The following is a 20,539-nucleotide window of genomic DNA, read 5'->3' on the forward strand; positions in this document are numbered from 1 at the left end:
CTCTCATCCTGGCGGCCGTGGCGGCGGTGTGGCCGGGAAGGGTGATGGTGGGGGGACGCTGCTCTGCGGGGTGTCGGGGGTCCTGGCGGTGGGGTGGCTTCTGGCGGAGCTTGCTGGGGCGTATCGCGGGGGTGGGCCGCCGGGGGTGAGGGTCACGCCGGCGCCGGACATGACGTTCACCGGGATGGTGGTGCTGGTGGCGGGGGTGGGGCTGCTGCGGCTGGTCGACGCGGCCGTCCATGACCTGGACATGCGGACGGTGCTCACGTTCCGGCGTGCGCCGGTGGCGTTGCTGGGCGGGCGGCCGGGAGGGGTGGGGCGGCGGTGGGTACACGCGCTGTGCTGGGGGTCGGCGGCGGTGATGTTGTGGAGCGGCGGTACGCGGCCGTGGGTGCGGCTGCGGGTACGGGGCTCCGGCGGGGAGACGGCGGAATTGTTGTCGCTGTGGGAGGTGCCGGGGGCAGGGCTCGGGGGGGACGTGGCCGCGGCGGCGGAGGTGACGCTCGGGCTGCTCGGGGTGACGTGCCTGCTCATGCTGGTCGTGGCGGCGCAGCCGACGCGGCGTACGGCGCCCCTGGCCGTGCTCACGGCCGTGGGAGTGGTCCGGGGGGCCGCGTGGCTTCAGGAGGCGGCCTCGGGGCTGCGTGACCGTGACCCGGCGGCGTATCTGGAGGTGTTGCCGGGGGTGACGGGCATGGTGTCGGGGTTGACGGCGATCGCGGTCGTTCTCGTGGCACTGGTGGTGGTCACGCCACGGGAGCGGGACCTCGCGGCGGGAACCCGGTGAGGCCCGTGCGACCTGGTCCGGTGTTCGACAGGGGACTTCTTTCGCATGGAGGGCATGTGATTCCGGTACAGGACGGCGCCGAGCCCGCGCTCCGGGTGGGGCGGGCGGGCTTCGTGGCCACGGATGCCGCCGTGGCGCAGGCGCGGCGGTGGCTGCGGGAGGTGCTGGCGGGGCATCCGCGGTGTGACGACGCGGTGTTGCTGTTGTCGGAGACCTTCACCAACGCCGTGGTGCACACCCGGTCGGACGCCGTCGGGGTCGTGGTGCTCGCGGGGGACGGCGGGCGGGTGCAGGTCGAGGTCGTGGACGGTGGTTCCGGCACGGTGCCGTGCACGTGTGACCGGGCCGCCGACCGGATGGAGGAGGGTGGTCGCGGGGTGGGGCTGCTGCGCGCGATGTCCGCGCGGTGGGGGTTCTTTGAGGAGGCGCCGTGTTGCGTGGTGTGGTTCGCCCTCGACGGGGCTGGTTGACGCCGTGCCGACGAACGTCCACTGGGACGTGCTTGCTGTTGTGGGGGTGCGCTCTATCGGCTTTGGGGCGAAAGTACAGCTGGCTACGCTCCGCAACCGGCTTTACCTGGTGACTTTTGCTGAATTGCCCCAATTTGGAGGAACGCAAAAATGGGGTTCCCGTTTCTGTGCGTCACCCGGAAGGGTGTATCCGCACCTGTTTTCAGTCGACCGAATCGATTCGGACTTTCCCATATGTTCCCTCTCCGTAATCGGGCCTTGTAGAATTCGGGTGGGCGATAGAGGATTCGGCGAGAAAGCCGCAGTCGTCAGGGATTGCGGGTCGTCGGATCGGTGCCTCTGGTGCCGTTTAAGGATGTCTCATGGCAGGAACTCGTTCCGCGTTGCCCGACAGCACTACGCCTGAATTCCAGGCCGAGGCACTTGCCGAGGCCAATGCCTATCGGGCCAAGCATCACGCGCCGCCTCTGGTTCTGGACGACGAGCTCAGCGCGTACGCTCGGTCGCGGGCCGCCTCGCGGTCCGAGCAGGAGCGCCTTCAGGCCGGTCATACCGGTCTGCGGGAGGGCACGGGCGAGAACATCTTCTGGGGGGGCGGGTCGGAAGCTCTGCCTGGGTCGAAGGCGGTCAAGAAGTGGTACGACGAGGTCAGCGCGTACGACTTCGACGCGGCCCAGTTCAGTGGCGCGAGCGGGCACTTCACGCAGCTGGTGTGGAAGGGCAGCACGAAGGTCGGGATCGGGCGGGTGTCGGGTCAGGGTAGCCAATACTTCGAGACGTACATCGTCTTCGTCTTCGAGCCGCCGGGAAACATGGAGGGGGCTTTCGCGGAGAACGTGCTCCGCGCCTGAGCGGGGAAAGGGCGGTCAGCCGCGCGGGGCCCAGCCTGTGGTGTCGATGTCCAGGCCAAGGCGACGGGCGATGTCGTCCCACTTCACGTATTTGAAGTTGGTGTTCTCGCGTGCCTCACCCTCGGGGTTCGACACCTCGGGGGTGTTGGCGCCGTCGTGGGTGACGAACAGGCCCTTGGGGAATCGGCGGCCGAGGGGGACGTTGACGACCATTGTTCCGTCGCTGCCCTGGACGCTGTCGATGCCGTGGGTTTCGCCGACCTGGAAAGAGCCGAGGTAGGCGTTCTTGCCCCGACGGTCGTAGACGGCGAAGGTGTCGCCGCCCTGGCTGGAGGCGATCAGGTAGCCCTTGCCGTTCTTGGCGTAGTAGATGGTGACGCCTTCGGCGTCCGCGGTGAGGTTGTGGCCGCCGTAGCCGGGGTCGGGGCCGGGGACGCACTCCTCGGTGGCGGCGTCGTAGGTGGCCGGTACGCCGTACTCGCGGACGCGGTCGATCAGTACCGGTGAGCCGGTGAGGTCGCCGGAGACGCGCCAGATGCCGACGTCCTCCTGGGCCGCGTAGAGCGTGCCGGTCTGGGCGTCGACGACCATGCCTTCGATCTGGGGGCCCACGCCTGGTTCGTCGCAGGGGCTCCAGCGGCGGCCGTCCGGAAGGGTGAAGCTCGACGGGAGGTCGATGGTCCGGAGCGTCCGGTAGCCGACCCTGCCGCCGGGGGCGTCGGTGAGCTTCAGCAGGGCGAGCCGCGTCGTGTGCCTGCGGCTGACCAGGACGTAGGTGCCCGAGTCCCGCTTCCACGTCGCGAGGCCGTAGACGGTCTCGGCGTCGTTCACCTCCGTCTGGGTCCTGTTGAAGACGAACGGCGCGGCGGGGTCGGTGACGTCGGTGAGCGGCTGCCGGCCCGCCTTCGACGGGTCGACCCGGTAGACGCGCAGCTTGTCCGAACCGCGGTCGGAGGCGACGAAGATGTCCGACCGGCCCGCCCTGGAGGCATGGCCGTAGACGACGTCCACGTTGTTCAGGCGGCCCGGCTCGTCGTCCTGACCGGGCGCGGGTGGTGCGGGCACGTGCTGGAGTTGCTTGCCGTCCAGGTCGTAGACGTACAGGCCGCCTTCCTTGGCGGTGGTCGCGACCAGGCTCCTGGCGGGAGAGGTGGGGTGGACCCAGATCGCCGGGTCGTCGCCGTTGGCGTTGCCGCCGGCCTCGTCGTCGAAGAGGGCCGGGGTCTCGACCCGGGGCTCGACGGCGGGCAGGTCTCGCGCCGCAGCCGGTTGGACCAGGGCACCGAACAGGCCGATCGTCAACGCTGACGATGCCAGCGCGGTCAAGGGGCGCATCGACTTCTCCTCTTCAGGGGATCTCGCGACCTCGATCCTCTTGGGAGAAGCCGACCGGACGATGAACCGTGCCGGAACCTTCGCGCAAATCGAGGCGCTGTCGGAGAAGGTCGATGAGGGTTACGGGGTGTCCACGTCGGCGTGTGGGTGGCCGTTGGAGAGGTGGTGGTAGCCGGGGCCGCGGTCGAAGAAGGGGGTGGGGGGGGCTTCGCGGAGGTGGGTGCGGAGGGTGGTGGTGGCGGGGTGGTCTATCTCGGGGAGGGTGCCGGGGGGGAAGTGGGGGGTGGTGAAGAGGACGCCGTAGGAGGTGCGGGCGGCGTCGAGGGAGATTTTGCCGTCGCGGACGTCGGCGGCCACCAGGGCCGGGTCTCGGTCGTGAGGGGAGCCCCAGCCGCCGCCGCCTGTGGTGTGGATCTTGATCAGTTCGCCGGCCTTGACGGGGTGGTCGTCCACCAGGCCCTCCATCGGCTGGTCGTTGACGGTGACCAGGAAGGGGTGGCCGGCTCGGCCGCCGTTGACGCCCCAGCAGGAGAGGATGCTGCGGTCGGCGATGGACATGAAGGAGGCGTCGCGGAGCATGCGGATGTGCTTCTCGTAACCCAGGCCGCCTCTGAACTCGCCGGGGCCGCCGGAGTCGCGGGACAGGCCCAGGCGTTCGACGCGGAAGGGCCAGCGGGATTCGGCGAACTCGACGGGGATGTTGCGGGAGTCGGGGACGACGTGGATGGTGTCCTCGCCGTCGGCGTACCAGCGGCCGCCGGAGCCGCCGCCGAGGACCTCGCGCATCAGGTAGGGGCGGCCGTCGTGGTCGTCGCCGTAGACGCCGGTGTAGCGGATGGTCTCCTGGTCGGCGGGCATGCGGCCGCCGGTGGCCTTGGCCAGGACGCCCGCCAGGACGCCGAGCAGCCGCAGGATGACGAAGGTGCGGGCGTTGGTGGGGGCGGGGAAGATGGGGGTGAGCAGGGTGCCCTTCTCGGGGAAGCGCATCTCGATCAACGGGACGACGCCCTCGTTGACGTCCAGCTCGGCCATGCGCTCGGGGGTGTCGGCCAGGTTGCGCAGGATGGGCGCGAGCCACTTCTTCAGGAACACCCCGCCCGCGTAGTCGCCGGCGTGGTTGATGGGGCCCTTGGCCTGCGGCGAGGTGCCGGTGAAGTCGATGGTCAGGGGGGCGGGCGCGGCGTGGTCGACGGTCAGGGTGATGCGCTGGGTGTGCAGGCGGGGGGCGTCGACGCCGTCGTGTTCGGCGTAGTCCTCCCAGACGTAGGTGCCCTCGGGGATCTTGGACAGCAGTTCGCGGCGGAACGTGTCGGTCGTCTTCCCGATGATGGCGTCGAAGCACGCCTCGACCGCCTCCCGGCCGTACCGGTCGAACAGCTCGCCGAGGCGGCGGGCGCCCATCAGGCACGCGGAGCACTCGGCGTCCAGGTCGCCGGCCAGGGAGTCGGGCATGCGGGAGTTGCGGGTCATGATGGTGAGCGCGGCGCGGTTGGGCACGCCGCGGTCCCACAGCTTGATGGGCGGGACCATCAGGCCTTCCTCGAACGCGCTGCGGGCGTGTGAGGGCATGGATCCGGGGACGGCGCCGCCGATGTCGTCGTGGTGGCCGAACGCCTGGACGAACGCGACGACCTGCCCGGCGTGGAAGACGGGCACGGTGACGCACAGGTCGGGCAGGTGGCCGATGCCGCCTTCGGAGAGGTAGACGTCGTTGTGGAAGAAGACGTCCCCGGGGTTCATCTCCGCGACCGGGAAGTCGCGCACGATGGGCTGGACGAGCGCGGAGTAGGACCGGCCGGTGAGCTTGCGCAGCCGCACGTCGTGGATGCCGGCGCGGAAGTCGTGCGCGTCGCGGATCATCGGGGACCTGGCGGTGCGGGCGATGGCCGTCTCGACCTCCATCTCCACGGACGCCAGCGTGCCCTCGACGATCTCGACGAGTACGGGGTCGGCGGTCACCGGGTCCCTCCGTTCGAAGCGCGGCGGACGACCAGGTTGGCCCTGGCGTCGACCTCGGCGGTGAAGCCGGGGTGCAGGGGCAGGGTGGAGCCGTACTCCTCGATCACGGCGGGGCCGGTGACGACGTCGCCGCGCCGCAGGTCGCCGCGCCGGTAGACCGGGGCGGCGGCCCAGCCGGGATCCTCGTCGTAGTACACCGGCCGGGAGGACGCGGGGGCGCGGGCGCCGGAGCCGTCCGAGGGGAGTTCGGGGATGACCGGACGGGTGATGGGGCCGATGCCGGAGACGCGCAGGTTGACCCATTCCACGGCGTGCCGGGGGTCGTCGCGGTAGCCGTAGCCGTACAGCCGGCGGTGGGCCTCGTGGAACCGGTCGAGCACCTCGTCGCGCCAGGAGTCGTCGACCGGGCCGGCGGGCGCGGGCACCCGGACCTCGTACGCCTGCCCGTAGTACCGCAGGTCGGCGCTGCGGGCGAACACGTGCCGGTCGGCGGGGAAGCCCTCGCGGTCGAGGGCGTCGGCGGCCTGGGCCTCCAGGTCGGCCAGGATGGCGGCGGCGGTGCCGAGCGCGAGGTCCTGGGTGACGTGCGTGCGGACGTAGTCGTTCTTGACGTCCACGGTGAGCAGGCCGAACGCGGACACGTTGCCGGGGTTGGGCGGCACCACCACGGCGGGCAGGCCGAGGATGTCGACGAGGCGGCAGATCAGCAGCGGGCCCGACCCACCGAACGCGACCATCGGGAAGTCCCGCACGTCCAGCCCGCGTTTGACGGTGATCTGCCGGATGGCGTTGGACTGGTTGTAGGCGCTGATCTCCAGCACGCCCACGGCGGTGCGCTCGGGGGTGAGCCCGAGTTCGGCGGCCAGCGCCTCGATCCCGGCCCGGGCGGCGTCGGCCGACAGGGGGATCTCGCCGCCGAGCAGGTGGGGCGGCACCCGGCCGAGGTAGACGTGCGCGTCGGTGACGGTGACCTCGGTGCCGCCCCTGCCGTAGCACAGCGGCCCGGGGTCGGCCCCGGCGGAGCGCGGGCCGACCTTCAGGGTGCCCTCGGGGGAGATCCATGCGATGGAGCCGCCCCCGGCGCCGACGGTCACGATGTCGATCATGGGGATCTTGCACGGGTAGCGCCCGATCGAGCCCTCGGTGGTGAGGGACGGCTCGCCGTCCACGACCACGGCGACGTCGGTGGAGGTGCCGCCGCCGTCCAGCGTGATCACCGACGGGTGACCGGCGGTGGCGGCGATCAGGGCGGCGCCGAGCGCGCCCGCGGCGGGGCCGGAGAGCACGGTGGTGATGGGCTGGTGCACCACCTCGGCGGCCGACAGCACCCCGCCGTTGCTCTTCATCACCGAGAACGGCATGCCGAGCCGGGCCGACAGGCCGGCGATGTAGCGGCGCATGGTGGGCTTGACGGCCGCGTCCACCAGGGTGGTGACCGAGCGCTCGTACTCGCGGTACTCGCGCAGCACGTCGCTGGACAGCGACACCACGGCGCCGGGGTGCTCGCGCTCCAGCACCTCGCGCATGCGCAGCTCGTGGGCCGGGTCGGCATAGGAGTGCAGGAAGCAGACCCCGATGGCGCCGACGCCCTGGTCACGGAACCAGCGGGCCGCCTGGACGGCCTCGTCCTCGTCGAACGGGCGCACCTCGCGGCCGAGGTGGTCCAGCCGGCCGCCGACGGTGCGCACCATGTGCACCGGGACGATGCGCGGGGGTTTGACCCAGAAGTACGAGTTGCCGTACCCGTCAGGCACGCTCTGCCGCGCGATCTCCAGGATGAACTCGAAGCCCTCGGTGGTGATGAACCCGAGGTCCACCGGGCGGTCCTCGAGCAACTGGTTGGTGGCCACGGTGGTGCCGTGCACGATGCCCGCGACCCCGGCCAGATCGGGGCCGCCGAGCACCTTGTGCACGCCGTTCATGAAGCCGTCCGCCGGGTCGGCCGGGGTCGACGGGGTCTTCGTCGTCGTGATCTCACCGGTCCGGTCGTCCACCGCCACCACGTCGGTGAAGGTGCCGCCGGTGTCCACGCCGATACGGACGCTGCGCATGCTCCTGTGTTTACTCAACCCTCGTGAACTCCGGAATCAGCGACATATGCCAAGGAACCAGATCATCCTCGGCACTGTTCGCTACGGGGCGGACGAGATGTCCTTCATCCGGGCCGCGATCTGCACCGGATCGCCGCCGAGCAGCGCGGACGTCGCGCGCCACCAGGCGAACCACTCACCGCTGCGCCACACCCAGTCGACGCGCTCGACGGCCGTGACCACGTCGCCCTTGGCCTGCCAGCGGGTGCCGACCAGCTCGGTGGTGGCGCCGTGGCGCAGCGCCCACCGGCGCAGGGTCTCGGCGACCTCGGGGTCGACGGTCACGGTGTACGGGTCGGGGTCCTCGCCGGGCAGCGCGTGCGGGCCGAGACCGGCCGCGACGCCCCAGCTCCACTGGGCCTCCGCGGGGCGGGAGTAGCGCAGGGTGGCGAAGTCCAGGTTGGAGCCGAGGGTTCCGTCCGGCCGCTCCAGCACGATGGCGTCCACCCGCCCGCCCGCGTCGAACCCGACGACCAGCTGGGTGCCGGGGGCGGCGTCCCGCGGGAGGGGGATGCGGTCCTCGGGCTGCCAGGAGTTGAGGTCGACCCGCGCCACCGGCGTGCCCCAGTCCTGGTCGGCGGTGTCGTCGGCGATCCAGGCGGCCAGCATCTCCAGGACGGTGAGGTCGGTCCACGGGTCGATGCCCATGGCGGCGGCGAGCGCCTCGTCCGGGGAGGGGATCTTGCCGCTGCGCCCGGTGGCCCACCAGTCCCGGCCGAGGATCTCGGTCCCGACGAGCAGTCCCGCGATGGCCGCCAGCTCGGCTGACCGGCGGATCAGCGGCGCCCCCTGGGCCAGCTCGACGCAGCGGTACGCGCGAGGGTCCCCGAGCGCGGCCCTGGCCCGGCCGAGCAGCGGCCCGGCCTTGGGGTGGTCGTCCCCCAAAAGGTCGCGGATGAGGCGTCTCGCCTCGATTCGAGCGTCCTCTGCACGGAACTCTCGCATATGTCCAACGTTACGCTGATAGATCCTCTTCCGCGAGATTCCGTAACAACCTCGCGATCTACCTCACCCTCCGCCCCGCCCACGCGTCTTGACCGTCCGCACGGGTCCCGCCGAGATATCCCCGCGACCCCGGTGACACTCTGCCCCTGCCGGGTGCATCCACAGGCGTCGCTGTTGCCCGCACCCGGGCCAAAGATCTAACCGTGTCAGCGGCGCGAGGCGCGGCCGAGCACCCAGCCGATGGCGGTGCTGCCGAGGGCGATGCCCGCGCCCATGCCGAACGCCGCGAGCACCGGCCACACGCGGGTGGCGGCCTTCTGCACGTCGGCGGAGGCGGCCGGGCGTTCGAACACCTGGCCCGCCACGGGAGCCGCGGCGGCCGGGACCGGGACGGACGCGGCGAGAGCGGAGGGCTCGGCGGCGGGGACGAGCTCGGCCGCGGCGGGGGCGCGAAGATGGTGTTCCACGGCGGTGAAGAACTCGCCGGCGGTCTTCTTGGCCACCGAGCCGAGCATGCGCTGGCCCACCCCGCCTATCATGCCGCCCACGACCGCCTCGGCGTCGTAGTCGACCCGGGTGGACCCGCCGTCGACCTCGCTGAGCAGGATGCGGACGGTGGCGTCCACGGTGCCGGGGGCACCCGCGCCGCGCGCCCGCAGGGTGAAGCGCTCGGGCTCCTCGGGGTCGGAAAGGGAGACCTCGCCTTGGTACACGCCCTTGATGGCGGCGACGCCCGCGCTGACCGTCATGCGGTAGGTGTCCGCCCCGGTGGACTCCAGCCGCTCGCAGCCGGGGATGGTGCGCACCAGCACGGCGGGGTCCCGCAGGGCCGCCCAGACCTGATCCCGCCCGACGCCGACGACAGCGCTGCCTACCACCCTCATGGCCACCTCCGATGCCGAGAGACTAAGGATCGCGCCCCCGCGCCGATAAGGGCAACTTCCGCCCGTGGACGGCGCCGTCAGTCGTCACTTCTCGTCGGTCCCGCCGACGGGAACCCCTGAAAGCACGGCCGGCCCGAGGGGGTGGGCGTCCCCGGTCCCCTCCCCAGGGGACGCCCACCCGGTTCGGGTGGCCGGCAGGATCGGGACGGTGGGTATGCCCCGGCTATATCCCCACCGGCCCGGTGTTCCTATCCCGCCGGGCGCGCCGTTCAGCCCCGGCGGGCCGGGCCCACCGGTTCCCGGATGTCCAGCCCGCCTCCGATCAGTTCGGCCACCAGGCCCGCGACCTTGGCGGACAGCGACGGCTCCTGGGCGACCAGGGCGGCCACACGGTCCAGGCGGGCCCGGATCTCGTCCTCGTCGAAGCCCTCCGGCGCGCACACCTGGCGCCGGACCGCCGTCAGGTCGAGCATGGTGCCGCCGCGCACGGCGGGGTCCAGGCCGGGGGTCAGCGTGACCTCCCGCCGCAGGCTGTCCAGCCGCCCGACGACGTGCCAGCTGACGGTGGCGTACTGGCGCAGCACGACGGCCCGGGCGCCGTCCGGCCGGCGGGGACCCGGCGGCGCCTCGAAGGACCGTACGGTGGCCGCCTCCCCGACGGCACCGGACGGGCCGAGGAGGCCGTTCCAGGAGAGTTCAGGGCCGCAGGGCCCGCCGGGCGAGGGACTCTGACCGGGTGGCGCACCACGCGGGACGTTGGGGGGTCTGCGGGTCCCGATACATGCCATCGCGGTTCCTTTCCGTCGCGGGACCGGTGGTCGGGTCACGCCGTCAGCGACCGCCCGCCGCGGCGGGCGGGGTGATCAGGCCGGCGTGGGAGCGGGCGGTGGCGTAGGGGCGGGCGTGCGCGGGGTCGTCCAGGCCGGGCAGGCTGATCCACGCCTCGCCGACGCCGATCGGCGACGGGACGAGCAGGCGGCGGAACAGACCCCTGCGCAGGTCGCGGTGCTCGACCTCGGTGACGTCCTCGAAGAGCTGCGCCGACAGCACCACGGCCAGGTCGGCGTACGGATTGCGGAGCAGCTCGGCCCGGACCTCGGCGGCGTCGCGCAGCCGGTGCACCGTGTCCACGGCGCGGCCGACGAAACCGCTGTCCTCCACCCGGGTGGGGCCCTGGTGGAAGGCGGCGCGCAGCCGCAGCCGCCGGGGCGAGTCCGGCGCGAGGCCCTGGTTGCGCCGCCGCAGGGCGACCCGCAGCTCGGCGGTGAGCCCGGCGACGACCCGCGCCTCGTTCACCCCGGAGGGCAGCAGGAAGAACGCCCCGCTCTGCGGATCGGGGTCGGGACGCGCGGCGTCGCGTCCGGCGGTCTCACCGTTTCGTCCCGCGCTCGCGTCGGCGCCCCGGTCGGCGAGGTAGAGGCGGTCCAGCCCCGCCCGGGTGCCCGCCTCGGTCACCAGGTCGACAAGCCGGCGGTGGGCGCGGTCAAGGGCGAGGGGGGATGTCCCGCCGGGGTCCTCGAAGTCGAGGGCCACGCACAGCCGCCGGACTTCTCCGCTGAGGTCGTTCACCGGTTCGTTCTCCTTCACGCCGGGTGACGCCGCTAGATGTTCACAGAGTCGCGGCCGGGCGGCGGGGGGACCTCGTACTCGGACGGGTTCTGCCCCTGCCCGGCGAAACTCTGGAGTCTTCGCAGGTCGTGCAGCACGATGCGGCGGTACCCGGTGCCGAGGACCCCGGCGCGGCGCAGGACGGTGAGGGACTTGTGCACGGTGATGTCCGCGGCGCCGACCAGCGCCGCGAGCTCCGGCTGGGTGAGCGCGACGCCGATCATGATGCCTTCCGGCACGGGCTCGCCGTACGACCTGGCCAGCTCGACGAGCACGCGGGCCAGCCGGGTGAGCGTGGAGAACGAGCCGAACTCGACCCGCCGCCGGGTGGACCAGCGGACCTTGTCGACGACGGCGCGGTTGACGGCGAGGCCCGCCTCGGGGCGGCGCTGCAGGAACGCCACGAACGCCTCGTGCGGGATGTGCCGGGCCAGGCAGGGGCCCGCGGCGACGACGGTGGCCAGGCGCGGCTCGCCGTCCAGGGCGGCGAACTCGCCGACGACGTCCCCGCCGACCCGGATGCCGAGCAGCGTGATCTTGCCGCTCTCGGTGTTGGCGGTGAGCTTCACGCACCCGTCGACCAGCAGGTAGACATGCCGGGTGCGGTCGCCCTCCATCATCAGGGTCTCCCCCGTGGAGAACTGCCGGGGGTTGCCGAGCCGCAGGAACTCCTCCCGGGTCGCTTCACCGAGACCTCCGAGCAGGCTGCCGCGCGGCCAGTCGCCCACCTTGCGGATGACGCCGCGCCGGCCGGATTCGCCGGACATGGTTGCTCCTCCCAGAGCGAAAGCGGCCGTGCGGTGGCCGGGGACGGCGGGCCGCGAGGGCGGTGCGCCCAGCGGCGGCGCCTCAGCCATCGCCTCGGCCCTGCCGTGCGAGTCGGTTCACGCTTCAACTATGCGGCGGGGTGCTTGCGGCGTGCTTGCGGTTCGCGAGGCTCGGTTGACGGCCGATTGACATCGGCTTGCCGCCGCGACCAGGCGGTGTGACGAAGATCGCAGCTTTCTCGCGCCGGTTAGCTCTACAGCCTGTAGTACTACTAGAAGTAGAACTACAGCTTGTAGAGCTCGGCATGCGTGAGGGGAAATGGACGCACTGGACCTGGCGCGGTGGCAGTTCGGGATCACCACCGTGTACCACTTTCTCTTCGTTCCGCTGACCATCGGCCTCGGGATCTTCGTGGCTGGGCTGCAGACGGCCTGGCATCGGACCGGCAAGGCGCACTACCTCAGGCTGACCAGGTTCTTCGGGAAGCTCTTCCTGATCAACTTCGCCATGGGCGTGGTCACCGGCATCGTGCAGGAATTCCAGTTCGGGATGAACTGGAGCGAGTACTCGACGTTCGTGGGCGACGTGTTCGGCGCGCCGCTGGCGCTGGAGGCGCTGCTGGCGTTCTTCCTGGAGTCCACGTTCCTCGGCCTGTGGATCTTCGGCTGGGAACGGCTGCCCAAGAGGGTGCACCTGGCGTGCATCTGGGCGGCGGCCCTCGGCTCCAACCTGTCGGCGTACTTCATCCTGGCCGCCAACGCCTGGATGAAGCACCCGGTCGGCTACGAGGTGACCGGCGGCCGGGCGCGGATGACGGACCTGTGGGCCGTGCTGACCAACTCCACGGCCCTCGCGCAGGTGCCGCACGTCGTCGCCGCCTCCTTCGTCGTCGCGGGCGGCTTCGTGATCGCGGTGTGCGGCTACCGGATCCTGCGTGAACGGCGGTCCGGCGGCGCGGACCCGATGTGGCGGGCGAGCCTGCGCGGCGCGCTGGTGATGACCGCGCTGGCCGGGGCGCTGGTGGCGGGCACGGGCGACATGTCGGGACAGCTGCTGCATGAGCAGCAGCCGATGAAGCTGGCCGCCGCCGAGGGGCTGCGGCACGACGAGAAGGGGGCGGCGTACTCCCTCGTGCCGGGCGTCGAGGTGCCGAAGGGCCTCAGCCTGCTGGCGGCGCACGACCCGGACGCGGTCGTGCAGGGGGCCGACGACATCCAGCGGAGGTTCGCGCAGAAGTTCGGCCCCGGCGACTACATCCCGAACCTGCCGGTCGTGTACTGGTCCTTCCGCGTGATGATCGTCTTCGGGCTGTCCACGGTTGCCCTGTCGCTGGCGGGGCTGTGGGCGCTGCGGCGGCGCCGTCCGGTCCCCCGGTGGCTCGCCCGCGCCGGCCTGGCCGCCCTGCCGCTGCCGCTGCTCGCCGTGATCGCCGGGTGGCTGCTCAGCGAGATCGGGCGCCAGCCGTGGGTCGTCCAGGGCGAGCTGCTGACGGCCGCCGCGGTCTCCCCCGGCGTGTCCCTGCGCGACGTGGCGATCTCCCTGACGATCTTCACCGTGCTGTACGGCGTGCTGGCCGTCGCCGAGGTGCGGCTGCTCGCCCGGCACGTCAAGGCGGGACCCGACCCGGTCGTGCCCGTGCCGGACCCCCGGCGGCCGGACGGCCCGGAAACCGCACCGCTCACCCCGACCCTGATGTACTAGGGAGACCTCCGTGGAGCTCACGACCTTCTGGTTCCTGGTCATCGCGTTCCTGTGGACCGGCTACTTCGTGCTCGAAGGCTTCGACTTCGGCGTGGGCGCGCTGCTGCCGCTGGTGGGCCGCTCGGACGCCGAGCGCGGCCAGGCGCTGACCACCATCGGCCCGGTGTGGGACGGCAACGAGGTGTGGCTGATCACGGCGGTGGGCGCCATGTTCGCCGCCTTCCCCGCGTGGTACTCCGGCCTGCTGAGCGGGTACTACCTGCCGCTGGTGCTGGTGCTCACCGGCCTGATCGTGCGCGGCGTCGCCCTGGAGTGGCGCGGCAAGGTGCGGCCCGGGGAGCGGGCGCTGTGCGACGCGGGGATCGTGGCGGGCAGCGTGGTGGCCGCGTGCACGTGGGGCGGGGTGTTCGGCCACCTGCTGTACGGCTCGGCGCGGGCCGCCGTGCTCGGCGGCGCCCTGTCCCTGGCCGTGGCGGCGCTGCACGGCGGGGTGTTCCTGTCCCTGAAGACCACGGGCCCCCTGCGCGCCAGGGCCCGCCGCCTGGCCCTCGCCGCCGCCGTCGCCGTCCTCCCGCTCGCGGCGGTGGCCCTGCCCGCGCTGGCGAGCCTCGCCGCGGGCGGCGCCGGGGCGGCCGGCGCGAGGACCGGCGGTCCGGGGACGGCCGGCGTGGGGACAGGCGGGGCTGGGTGGACGGCGCACCCGGTGGTGTGGGTCGCCGCGGTGGCGGCGGTCGCGGCGCTGGCGGCCGCGGTGGCGCTGGTGTGGCGGCGGCGCGAGGGGTGGGCGTTCGCGGCGACCGCCGGGGCGATCGTGCTGGTCACCGGCACGGTCTTCGCGTCGCTCCGGGAGGTGCCGCTGCCCGGGCTGACGCTGGCCGAGGCGGCGTCCGGCCCGTACACACTCGGCATGCTGACCTGGATCGGGCTGGTGGCGCTGCCGTTCGTGCTGGGGTACCAGGCGTGGACCTACTGGGTCTTCCGCCGCCGCGTCACCGCGTGAGACGGAACCGCCGCCCGGCGCCTCCCCTCGCCGGGGGCGCCGGGCGGCGGGCCGGGTCAGCACATGTCGGGCGGGCCCACCGCGTCGATCCTGCGGCCGAAGCTGGTGTCGTACACCTTGGCGTAGTCCCCGATGTTCACCTTGCGGCGCTCGGCCGGATCCCAGTCGATGAAGCAGGCCGAGGCGTTGGCGTAGAACGAATAGACGTGGTCGTGGAGGTTCGACGGCATGTCCCGGTACCCGTTGGACGGCATCCACCGCCACGGCTGCCCGGCGTAGTCCCGGTAGTACCAGAAGCAGACCTCGCCCCCGCCGCACTGCTCGCGCGCCCTCTGCAGGGCCGCCGCGTCGCTCTCCGGCCGGTCGCCGCCCATCGCCACGGCCGGGGCGGGGGCGGCCAGCGCCACCGCGATCATCCCGGCCGCCGCCAGCGCGGCTCGTACCGTGCGCGTCCGTGATCTCACTGCCCGAGTCCTCCTCGTGATCAGGGCGCCGTCGGCCCTCCCCCGGTCGGGGCGGGTGTCCCGGCGCCGCGACAATCACGGAATGTAGCAGTGCGACTACACAGTGCAATCTACCCGTCACGGCGGTAACGGGGAGGCCGCCCGGTTCGTAGATCATGGCCGTCAGGCCATAGACACGCTCACCCGGTGGCGCGCCGCAGATCGTGCAGCTCGGAGGGGGAGATGGGCATGCGGCTGATCGTGATGCCCTCCGCGTCCTCGATCGCCGACGCGATCACCGCCGACACCGGGATCACCCCGGCCTCCCCCGCGCCCTTGACGCCGAGCGGGTTGAGCGGCGACGGCGTCTCCAGGTGGGCGGTCTCGATACGCGGCACCTCGGTGGCGTACGGCATCAGGAAGTCCATGAACGAGGCGTTGAGCAGCTGGCCGTGGCCGTCGTAGACCATGCGCTCGTACAGCGCCCCGCCGACGCCCTGGGCCACCCCGCCGTGGATCTGCCCCTCCACGATCATGGGGTTGATCAGCTTGCCGCAGTCGTGCACGACGGCGTACCGCAGCACGTGGATCTCGGCGGTGTCGGGGTCGGTCTCCACGATGGCCGCGTGCATGCCGGAGGCGAACGTCGAGCGGATCGGGGAGTAGTAGTCGCGGCCCTCCAGCCCCGGTTCCTCGCCCTGCTCCACCGGCGGCCGGTCCATGGACGAGGTCCCGGTGAACTGTGTGGCCCGCTTGGCCTCCTCGTCGAAGGCGTACCGCAGCGGGTTGGACAGCACCGCGACCGTGGCCAGCGGGATGGACGCCCCGGGGTTGCCGACCACCCGCACCTGGCCGTCCTCGATCTCCAGGTCGCGCGGGTCGGCCTCCAGCGCCTCGGCGGCGATCCGCAGCGCCTTGTCGCGCACCTTGCGGCAGGCCAGCGCGATGGCGTTGCCGCTCATCACGGCGGCCCGCGAGGCGAACGTGCCGACGGCGTAGCCGAAGCGGCGGGTGTCGCCGGTGACCACCGACACCCGGTCGATCGGCACGCCGAGCTCGGTCGCCGCGATCTGCGCGAACACCGTCTCGTGGCCCTGGCCCTGCGAGGTGAGGCCGGTGGAGACGTGCACGCGGCCGTCGGAGGTCACCTGGACGTGCCCGCCCTCGTAGGGGCCGACGCCGGTGCCCTCGACGTAGCAGCCGAGGCCGATGCCGATCCTGCGGCCCTGCGCGGCGGCCTGTTCCTTCAGCGCCGGGAAGCCGTCCCAGCCGATCAGTTCCTTGAGCATGCGCAGCGACTCGGGGTAGTCGCCGCTGTCGTAGATCAGCGGGCGGCCGTCCTGGAACAGCAGGCCCTGGTCGTAGGGGAACTGGTCGGGCTGGATGAAGTTGGCGGCGCGCACCGCGGCCCGGTCCAGCCCGAGGTGGGCGGCGATGCGGTCCATCGTGCGCTCCATGCAGAACACGCCCTGCGGGCGTCCCGCGCCGCGGTACGGCGTGACCTGCACGGTGTTGGTGTAGATGGAGGTGAACTCCACCCGGTAGGCGCCGACGCGGTACGGCCCGAGCAGCTGGGTGGCGGTGATGATCGGCACGATGATGCCGTACGGCGTGTAGGCGCCGTGGTCGTGCTGGATCGTCACGTCCAGGCCGTGCAGGCGGCCCTCGTCGTCGAAGCCGACCCGCACGTGCTGCACCTGGGCGCGCTCGTGCGCCGAGGAGATGAAGTGCTCGCGCCGGTCCTCGGTCCACTTGATCTCCCGGCCGAGCAGCATGGCCGCCCAGGGGACCAGCACCTCCTCTGGCCAGGGGTGCACGATCTTCACGCCGAACCCGCCGCCGACGTCCGGGGCGATCACCTCGACGGACGGCAGCGGCAGCCCCAGCTTGGCGGCGATGGCCATGCGCACGCTGGTGGAGGTCTGGGTGGAGGAATAGACCCGCAGCGACCGGTCGTCGGCGTCCCACCGCGCGTACACGCCGCGGCCCTCCAGCGGCATGGACGCGCTGCGCTCGATGTCCAGGCGGAACGACAGCGTGTGCGGCGCGGAGTCGACGGCCTCGCGCGCGCTCAGGCCGCCGGGCGAGGGCACCTCCTGCACCAGGTGGGCGCCGACGTTGCCCGGGACGTCCTCGTGCACCAGGTGAGCGCCCTGCGCGGCCTCCTCGATGCCGACGACCGGCTTGAGGAACTCGTAGTCGACCTCGATCAGCGCGGCGGCGTCCTCGGCGAGGTAGCGGTCGGTGGCGACCACCATGACCACCGGCTCGCCGACGTGCCGCACGATGTCCCTGGCCAGCGGGTAGGCGGTGCGGCCGTGGGTCAGCGCGGGGTGCGGGATCAGCAGCGGCAGGGGGTCGCGCACCCGCTCGGGGAGGTCCTCCCAGGTGTAGACGGCGACCAGGCCGTCCACGTCCAGCGCGGCGGACACGTCGATGTCGCGGATACGGGCGTGCGCGTGCGGCGAGCGCACGAACGCGGCGGCCAGGGCGTTCCTGCCGAGGTCGTCCAGGTAGCGGCCCTGGCCGGTGACCAGCCGGCCGTCCTCCCTGCGCTGGACCCGCTCGCCGAACAGCCTGGTCGTCACGGCTCACCCCCATCGGCCTCGCCGATCAGCTCGGCCGCCCGGTGGACCGCCTTGACGATGTTCTGGTAGCCCGTGCACCGGCAGAGGTTGCCCGAGATGCCCTCGATCACCTCGTCGTCGGTCGGCGCGGGCGTGTCGCGCAGCAGCGCGGTGACGGTGCACAGGAAACCGGGCGTGCAGAACCCGCACTGGAGCGCGTGGCACTCGGAGAACGCGCGCTGCACCGGCGACTGGGCGCCGTCCGGCCCGGCCAGCCCCTCCACGGTGGTGATCTCGTGGCCGTCCACGGTGACCGCGAAGGTCAGGCACGAACGCGCCGGCTCGCCGTCCAGCAGGACGGTGCAGCAGCCGCACACGCCGTGCTCGCAGCCCACGTGGGTGCCGGTGAGGCCGAGGTCGTGCCGCAGGCAGTCCGACAGCAGCCGGCGGGCGGGGACCTCCACCTCGTGGACCAGCCCGTTGACGGTCAGCGAGATCGCGTGCCGCGCCTCAGCCATCGAGTTCCTCCCCGGCGGGGTCACCCGCCGCCACGGCGGCCGCGACACGCAGCGCCCGGGCGGCGAGAACCCCGCTCAAATGCCGACGGTACTCGGCCGTCGCGTGAATGTCGGCGTCGGGATCGAGCCGCTCCCGCACGGCCCGCTCCACCGCGGGCCAGTCCGCCGAGGCGGCGGGGCGGTGCTCGCACACCTCGGTCAGGTCCAGCAGCACCGGCACCGGGCCAGCGCTGACGAACGCGACCCGTGCCTCGGCGATCCGCAGGTCCTCGTCCAGGGTGACGAGGGCGGCGGCGCCTGCGACGGCGTAGTCGCCGTGCCTGCGGGCCACCTCGCGGAACGCGGTGCCGGTGCGCGGCCCGAGCCCGGGGAAGTACGCGGAGACGGCCAGCTCGCCGGGTTCCAGGGCCGACTCCAGCGGCCCGGTGAAGAACCGGTCCGCCGGGACGTCCCGCTCGGTCCCGCCGTGCCTGGCGAGCCGTACCGTGCCGCCGAGCAGGGTGAGCACGGCGGGCAGCTCGGCCGAGGGGTCGGCGTGCACGAGGCTGCCGACCACGGTGCCGCGGTTGCGGATCACCGGATGCGCCACCAGCCGCAGTGCCGTGCGCAGCAGGGGCTGCGCGCGGGCCGCCACGGGCGAGCGCTCGACGGCGGCGTGCCGGGCCAGCGCGCCGACCCGCACGCCGCCCGCCTCGGCGGTGATCGTGTCCAGACCGGCGACGTGGTTGATGTCCACCAGCTGCTCCGGGGACGCCAGCCGCATGTTCATCAGGGGGATCAGGCTCTGGCCACCGGCCAGCACCTTGCCGTGCGCCCCCACCTCGGCGAGGACCGCGAGGGCCTCGCCGAGGTCACGGGGCGCGTGATAGTCGAACGGCGGAGGCTTCACGTGCTGCTGTCGCTCCCTTCCACGGCCCGCTCGGACCGGGGACTCCCCGGCGGGGCCGTGCGCCCGGCGACGGCGCGGAGCAGGTGGTACCCGCCGAGCACCACGACGGTGCCGAGCGCGATGCCCGCCAGGGAGAAGTCCTTGGTGATCTGGTGGGACACCGGGCCTATCGCCAGGATGATGCCCGCCCCGGTCGGGACCATGTTCACCGGGTCGGCGAAGTCCACGCGGTTCTCGATCCAGATCTTCGCGCCGAGCAGGCCGATCATGCCGTACAGGATGACGGTGATGCCGCCGAGCACGCCGCCCGGGGTCGCCGCCACCAGGGCGCCGAACTTCGGGCACAGGCCGAACAGGATCGCGATCACCGCGGCGATGTAGTAGGCGCCGGTGGAGTAGACGCGGGTGGCGGCCATGACGCCGATGTTCTCGGCGTAGGTGGTGGTGGGCGAGCCGCCGACCGCGCTGGCCACGGCCGTGCCGACGCCGTCGGCGAGGACGGCGCGGCCCATGTACGGGTCGACGTCCTGCCCGGTCATCTCGCCGACCGCCTTTACGTGCCCGATGTTCTCCGCGATCAGGGCGATCACGGCGGGCAGGACCAGCACGATGGCCGAGACCGCGAAGCTCGGGGCGTGGAAGTCGGGCAGGCCGATCCACGGCGCGTCGGACACGCCCTGGAAGCTCACCCGGGGGTGGGTGTCGACCTTGCCGGTGCCGGCGTTGAAGGCGGTGATGCTGCCGAAGATCAGGTCGGCCAGCCAGGAGAGGACGAAGCCGGCGACCAGCCCCACCAGGATGCCGATGCGGCCCACGAACCCCTTGAAGCCGACGATGACGAGGCCGGTCACCGCCATGGTGATCAGGGCGATCCACTGGTCCTGCGGCCAGTAGATGTCCGCCACGACGTAGGCCAGGCCGAAGCCGATCAGCATGACCACCGCGCCGGTCACCACGGGCGGGAACACGCCGTTGATGACCCGGACGCCGAGGTAGTGGATCGCGACGCCGCACGCCGCGAGGACCAGGCCGGCGACCAGGATGGCGCCGGTGACGGTGCCGTCGTCCCCACCGGCCGCGCGGATCGCGACCACGGCGCCGACGAACGACGCCGAGGTGCCGAGATAGCTCGGGATCTTTCCCTGCACGATGAGCAGGAACAGGATGGTGGCGACACCCGACATCATGATGGCGACGTTGGCGTTCAGCCCCATCACCAGCGGGAACACGAACGTCGCGCCGAACATGGCGATGACGTGCTGCGCCCCGAAGCCCACCATGCGCGGCCAGCTCAGCCGCTCGTCGGGCTTGACCACCTCCCCGGGCGCGAGCCTCCGCCCGTCCCCGTGCAACTTCCATCCGAAGGCCATGAGTGCCCCTTCACTGCCAGGGCCGCGCGGTCGATGGCCACCCCGCAGGCGGACCTCCACGGCGTCTTGCCAATATTTCGTAGTCTCGGAAATCGGTACGCGTGGTCACGTCCTGGCTGCCCCGGCGCCGCTGCACGGACACACGAGGGCATCCTCGTCCGTTTCCGCGCAGATTAGACCGATGCCCCCCCGCCCACATGGTAAGAAATTGCCAAACATGACCATGCCACCAGCAGTCCTCTTGCGCACCACCCCCCACTCCACCGCGTGAACACCACGATCCCCCCAATCCCCCCGCCCCACCCCCCTCCACCGCCACCGTCAGCCAGGCGAGCCCCCACGCGCCCCCCGACC

18 protein-coding genes are annotated in these 20,539 nt (G+C 72.3%); 5 read left to right on the plus strand and 13 right to left on the minus strand.

The annotated features are described in order from the left end of the window. The first annotated feature begins 145 nt into the window (after positions 1 to 145). From ACFP1K_RS38550 to ACFP1K_RS38560, 3 genes are all read left to right on the plus strand, one after another. The gene (locus tag ACFP1K_RS38550; RefSeq protein WP_380763056.1) at positions 146 to 787 is read left to right on the plus strand and encodes a hypothetical protein; all 642 of its coding nucleotides are present in this window, start codon (positions 146 to 148) and stop codon (positions 785 to 787) included. 56 nt (positions 788 to 843) lie between these two features. Continuing rightward, positions 844 to 1,257 (plus strand): ATP-binding protein, encoded by a 414-nt coding sequence (locus ACFP1K_RS38555; RefSeq protein WP_380763058.1) that lies wholly within the window; start codon positions 844 to 846, stop codon positions 1,255 to 1,257. 362 nt (positions 1,258 to 1,619) lie between these two features. Continuing rightward, positions 1,620 to 2,108 carry a CAP family protein gene (locus ACFP1K_RS38560; RefSeq protein ID WP_380763060.1) on the plus strand — a complete coding sequence of 163 codons (489 nt, stop codon included), beginning with the start codon at positions 1,620 to 1,622 and terminating at the stop codon, positions 2,106 to 2,108. Positions 2,109 to 2,123: 15 nt separating this feature from the next. Here the strand turns inward: ACFP1K_RS38560 and ACFP1K_RS38565 are convergent, their stop codons facing one another. The 8 genes from ACFP1K_RS38565 to ACFP1K_RS38600 all read right to left on the minus strand — a co-directional run bounded on the left by ACFP1K_RS38565 (position 2,124) and on the right by ACFP1K_RS38600 (position 11,696). Then, positions 2,124 to 3,443, minus strand: coding sequence for a phytase (locus tag ACFP1K_RS38565; RefSeq protein WP_380763062.1), 1,320 nt, complete (start codon positions 3,441 to 3,443; stop codon positions 2,124 to 2,126). Between the two features lie 120 nt (positions 3,444 to 3,563). Beyond that, positions 3,564 to 5,402, minus strand: coding sequence for a hydantoinase B/oxoprolinase family protein (locus ACFP1K_RS38570; RefSeq protein WP_380763064.1), 1,839 nt, complete (start codon positions 5,400 to 5,402; stop codon positions 3,564 to 3,566). Next, positions 5,399 to 7,453: a hydantoinase/oxoprolinase family protein gene (locus ACFP1K_RS38575; RefSeq protein ID WP_380763066.1), complete on the minus strand. Its 2,055-nt coding sequence runs from the start codon at positions 7,451 to 7,453 to the stop codon at positions 5,399 to 5,401. Before ACFP1K_RS38575 ends, ACFP1K_RS38570 begins: the two co-directional genes overlap by 4 nt. A gap of 81 nt (positions 7,454 to 7,534) precedes the next feature. Beyond that, a complete protein-coding gene (locus tag ACFP1K_RS38580) occupies positions 7,535 to 8,437 on the minus strand; it encodes a hypothetical protein (protein ID WP_380763068.1) in 903 nt (300 codons plus the stop codon). Between the two features lie 206 nt (positions 8,438 to 8,643). Then, on the minus strand, positions 8,644 to 9,321 hold the full coding sequence (locus ACFP1K_RS38585) for an SRPBCC family protein (protein WP_380763070.1): 678 nt from the start codon (positions 9,319 to 9,321) through the stop codon (positions 8,644 to 8,646). A 269-nt stretch (positions 9,322 to 9,590) separates the two neighbouring features. Beyond that, positions 9,591 to 10,109, minus strand: coding sequence for a hypothetical protein (locus tag ACFP1K_RS38590; protein WP_380763072.1), 519 nt, complete (start codon positions 10,107 to 10,109; stop codon positions 9,591 to 9,593). 43 nt (positions 10,110 to 10,152) lie between these two features. Then, positions 10,153 to 10,890: a hypothetical protein gene (locus ACFP1K_RS38595; protein ID WP_380763074.1), complete on the minus strand. Its 738-nt coding sequence runs from the start codon at positions 10,888 to 10,890 to the stop codon at positions 10,153 to 10,155. Between the two features lie 32 nt (positions 10,891 to 10,922). Beyond that, positions 10,923 to 11,696, minus strand: coding sequence for a Crp/Fnr family transcriptional regulator (locus tag ACFP1K_RS38600; RefSeq protein ID WP_380763076.1), 774 nt, complete (start codon positions 11,694 to 11,696; stop codon positions 10,923 to 10,925). 319 nt (positions 11,697 to 12,015) lie between these two features. Here ACFP1K_RS38600 and ACFP1K_RS38605 point away from each other — a divergent pair, with 319 nt between their 5' ends. Together ACFP1K_RS38605 and cydB are read left to right on the plus strand one after the other, a co-directional pair. Next, positions 12,016 to 13,398 (plus strand): cytochrome ubiquinol oxidase subunit I, encoded by a 1,383-nt coding sequence (locus ACFP1K_RS38605; RefSeq protein ID WP_380763078.1) that lies wholly within the window; start codon positions 12,016 to 12,018, stop codon positions 13,396 to 13,398. A 67-nt stretch (positions 13,399 to 13,465) separates the two neighbouring features. Then, complete coding sequence (gene cydB / locus ACFP1K_RS38610; RefSeq protein ID WP_449329177.1) at positions 13,466 to 14,398, plus strand: cytochrome d ubiquinol oxidase subunit II; 933 nt, start codon at positions 13,466 to 13,468, stop codon at positions 14,396 to 14,398. A 56-nt stretch (positions 14,399 to 14,454) separates the two neighbouring features. Here the strand turns inward: cydB and ACFP1K_RS38615 are convergent, their stop codons facing one another. The 5 genes from ACFP1K_RS38615 to ACFP1K_RS38635 form a co-directional block, all read right to left on the minus strand. Beyond that, positions 14,455 to 14,862: a peptidase inhibitor family I36 protein gene (locus ACFP1K_RS38615; RefSeq protein WP_380763082.1), complete on the minus strand. Its 408-nt coding sequence runs from the start codon at positions 14,860 to 14,862 to the stop codon at positions 14,455 to 14,457. Between the two features lie 179 nt (positions 14,863 to 15,041). Continuing rightward, the gene (cutA, locus tag ACFP1K_RS38620) at positions 15,042 to 17,429 is read right to left on the minus strand and encodes an aerobic carbon-monoxide dehydrogenase large subunit (RefSeq protein ID WP_380763084.1); all 2,388 of its coding nucleotides are present in this window, start codon (positions 17,427 to 17,429) and stop codon (positions 15,042 to 15,044) included. Next, positions 17,426 to 17,926: a (2Fe-2S)-binding protein gene (locus ACFP1K_RS38625; RefSeq protein ID WP_380763086.1), complete on the minus strand. Its 501-nt coding sequence runs from the start codon at positions 17,924 to 17,926 to the stop codon at positions 17,426 to 17,428. Before ACFP1K_RS38625 ends, cutA begins: the two co-directional genes overlap by 4 nt. After that, on the minus strand, positions 17,919 to 18,815 hold the full coding sequence (locus tag ACFP1K_RS38630; protein WP_380763088.1) for an FAD binding domain-containing protein: 897 nt from the start codon (positions 18,813 to 18,815) through the stop codon (positions 17,919 to 17,921). The genes ACFP1K_RS38625 and ACFP1K_RS38630 overlap by 8 nt, the downstream gene beginning before the upstream one ends. Next, a complete protein-coding gene (locus ACFP1K_RS38635) occupies positions 18,812 to 20,185 on the minus strand; it encodes a uracil-xanthine permease family protein (RefSeq protein ID WP_380763090.1) in 1,374 nt (457 codons plus the stop codon). Before ACFP1K_RS38635 ends, ACFP1K_RS38630 begins: the two co-directional genes overlap by 4 nt. Positions 20,186 to 20,539 lie beyond the last annotated feature (354 nt).

The organism is Sphaerisporangium aureirubrum (genome assembly GCF_042658925.1).
Classification (GTDB): Bacteria; Actinomycetota; Actinomycetes; order Streptosporangiales; family Streptosporangiaceae; genus Sphaerisporangium; species Sphaerisporangium aureirubrum.

Bases quoted from the DNA above. Each gene is read 5' to 3' on its own strand.
- ACFP1K_RS38560 (WP_380763060.1), top strand. From the start codon at position 1,620: ATGGCAGGAACTCGTTCCGCGTTGCCCGACAGCACTACGCCTGAATTC.
- ACFP1K_RS38565 (WP_380763062.1), bottom strand. From the start codon at position 3,443: ATGCGCCCCTTGACCGCGCTGGCATCGTCAGCGTTGACGATCGGCCTG.
- ACFP1K_RS38575 (WP_380763066.1), bottom strand. From the start codon at position 7,453: ATGCGCAGCGTCCGTATCGGCGTGGACACCGGCGGCACCTTCACCGAC.
- ACFP1K_RS38580 (WP_380763068.1), bottom strand. From the start codon at position 8,437: ATGCGAGAGTTCCGTGCAGAGGACGCTCGAATCGAGGCGAGACGCCTC.
- ACFP1K_RS38585 (WP_380763070.1), bottom strand. From the start codon at position 9,321: ATGAGGGTGGTAGGCAGCGCTGTCGTCGGCGTCGGGCGGGATCAGGTC.
- ACFP1K_RS38590 (WP_380763072.1), bottom strand. From the start codon at position 10,109: ATGGCATGTATCGGGACCCGCAGACCCCCCAACGTCCCGCGTGGTGCG.
- ACFP1K_RS38600 (WP_380763076.1), bottom strand. From the start codon at position 11,696: ATGTCCGGCGAATCCGGCCGGCGCGGCGTCATCCGCAAGGTGGGCGAC.
- ACFP1K_RS38605 (WP_380763078.1), top strand. From the start codon at position 12,016: ATGGACGCACTGGACCTGGCGCGGTGGCAGTTCGGGATCACCACCGTG.
- ACFP1K_RS38625 (WP_380763086.1), bottom strand. From the start codon at position 17,926: ATGGCTGAGGCGCGGCACGCGATCTCGCTGACCGTCAACGGGCTGGTC.
- ACFP1K_RS38635 (WP_380763090.1), bottom strand. From the start codon at position 20,185: ATGGCCTTCGGATGGAAGTTGCACGGGGACGGGCGGAGGCTCGCGCCC.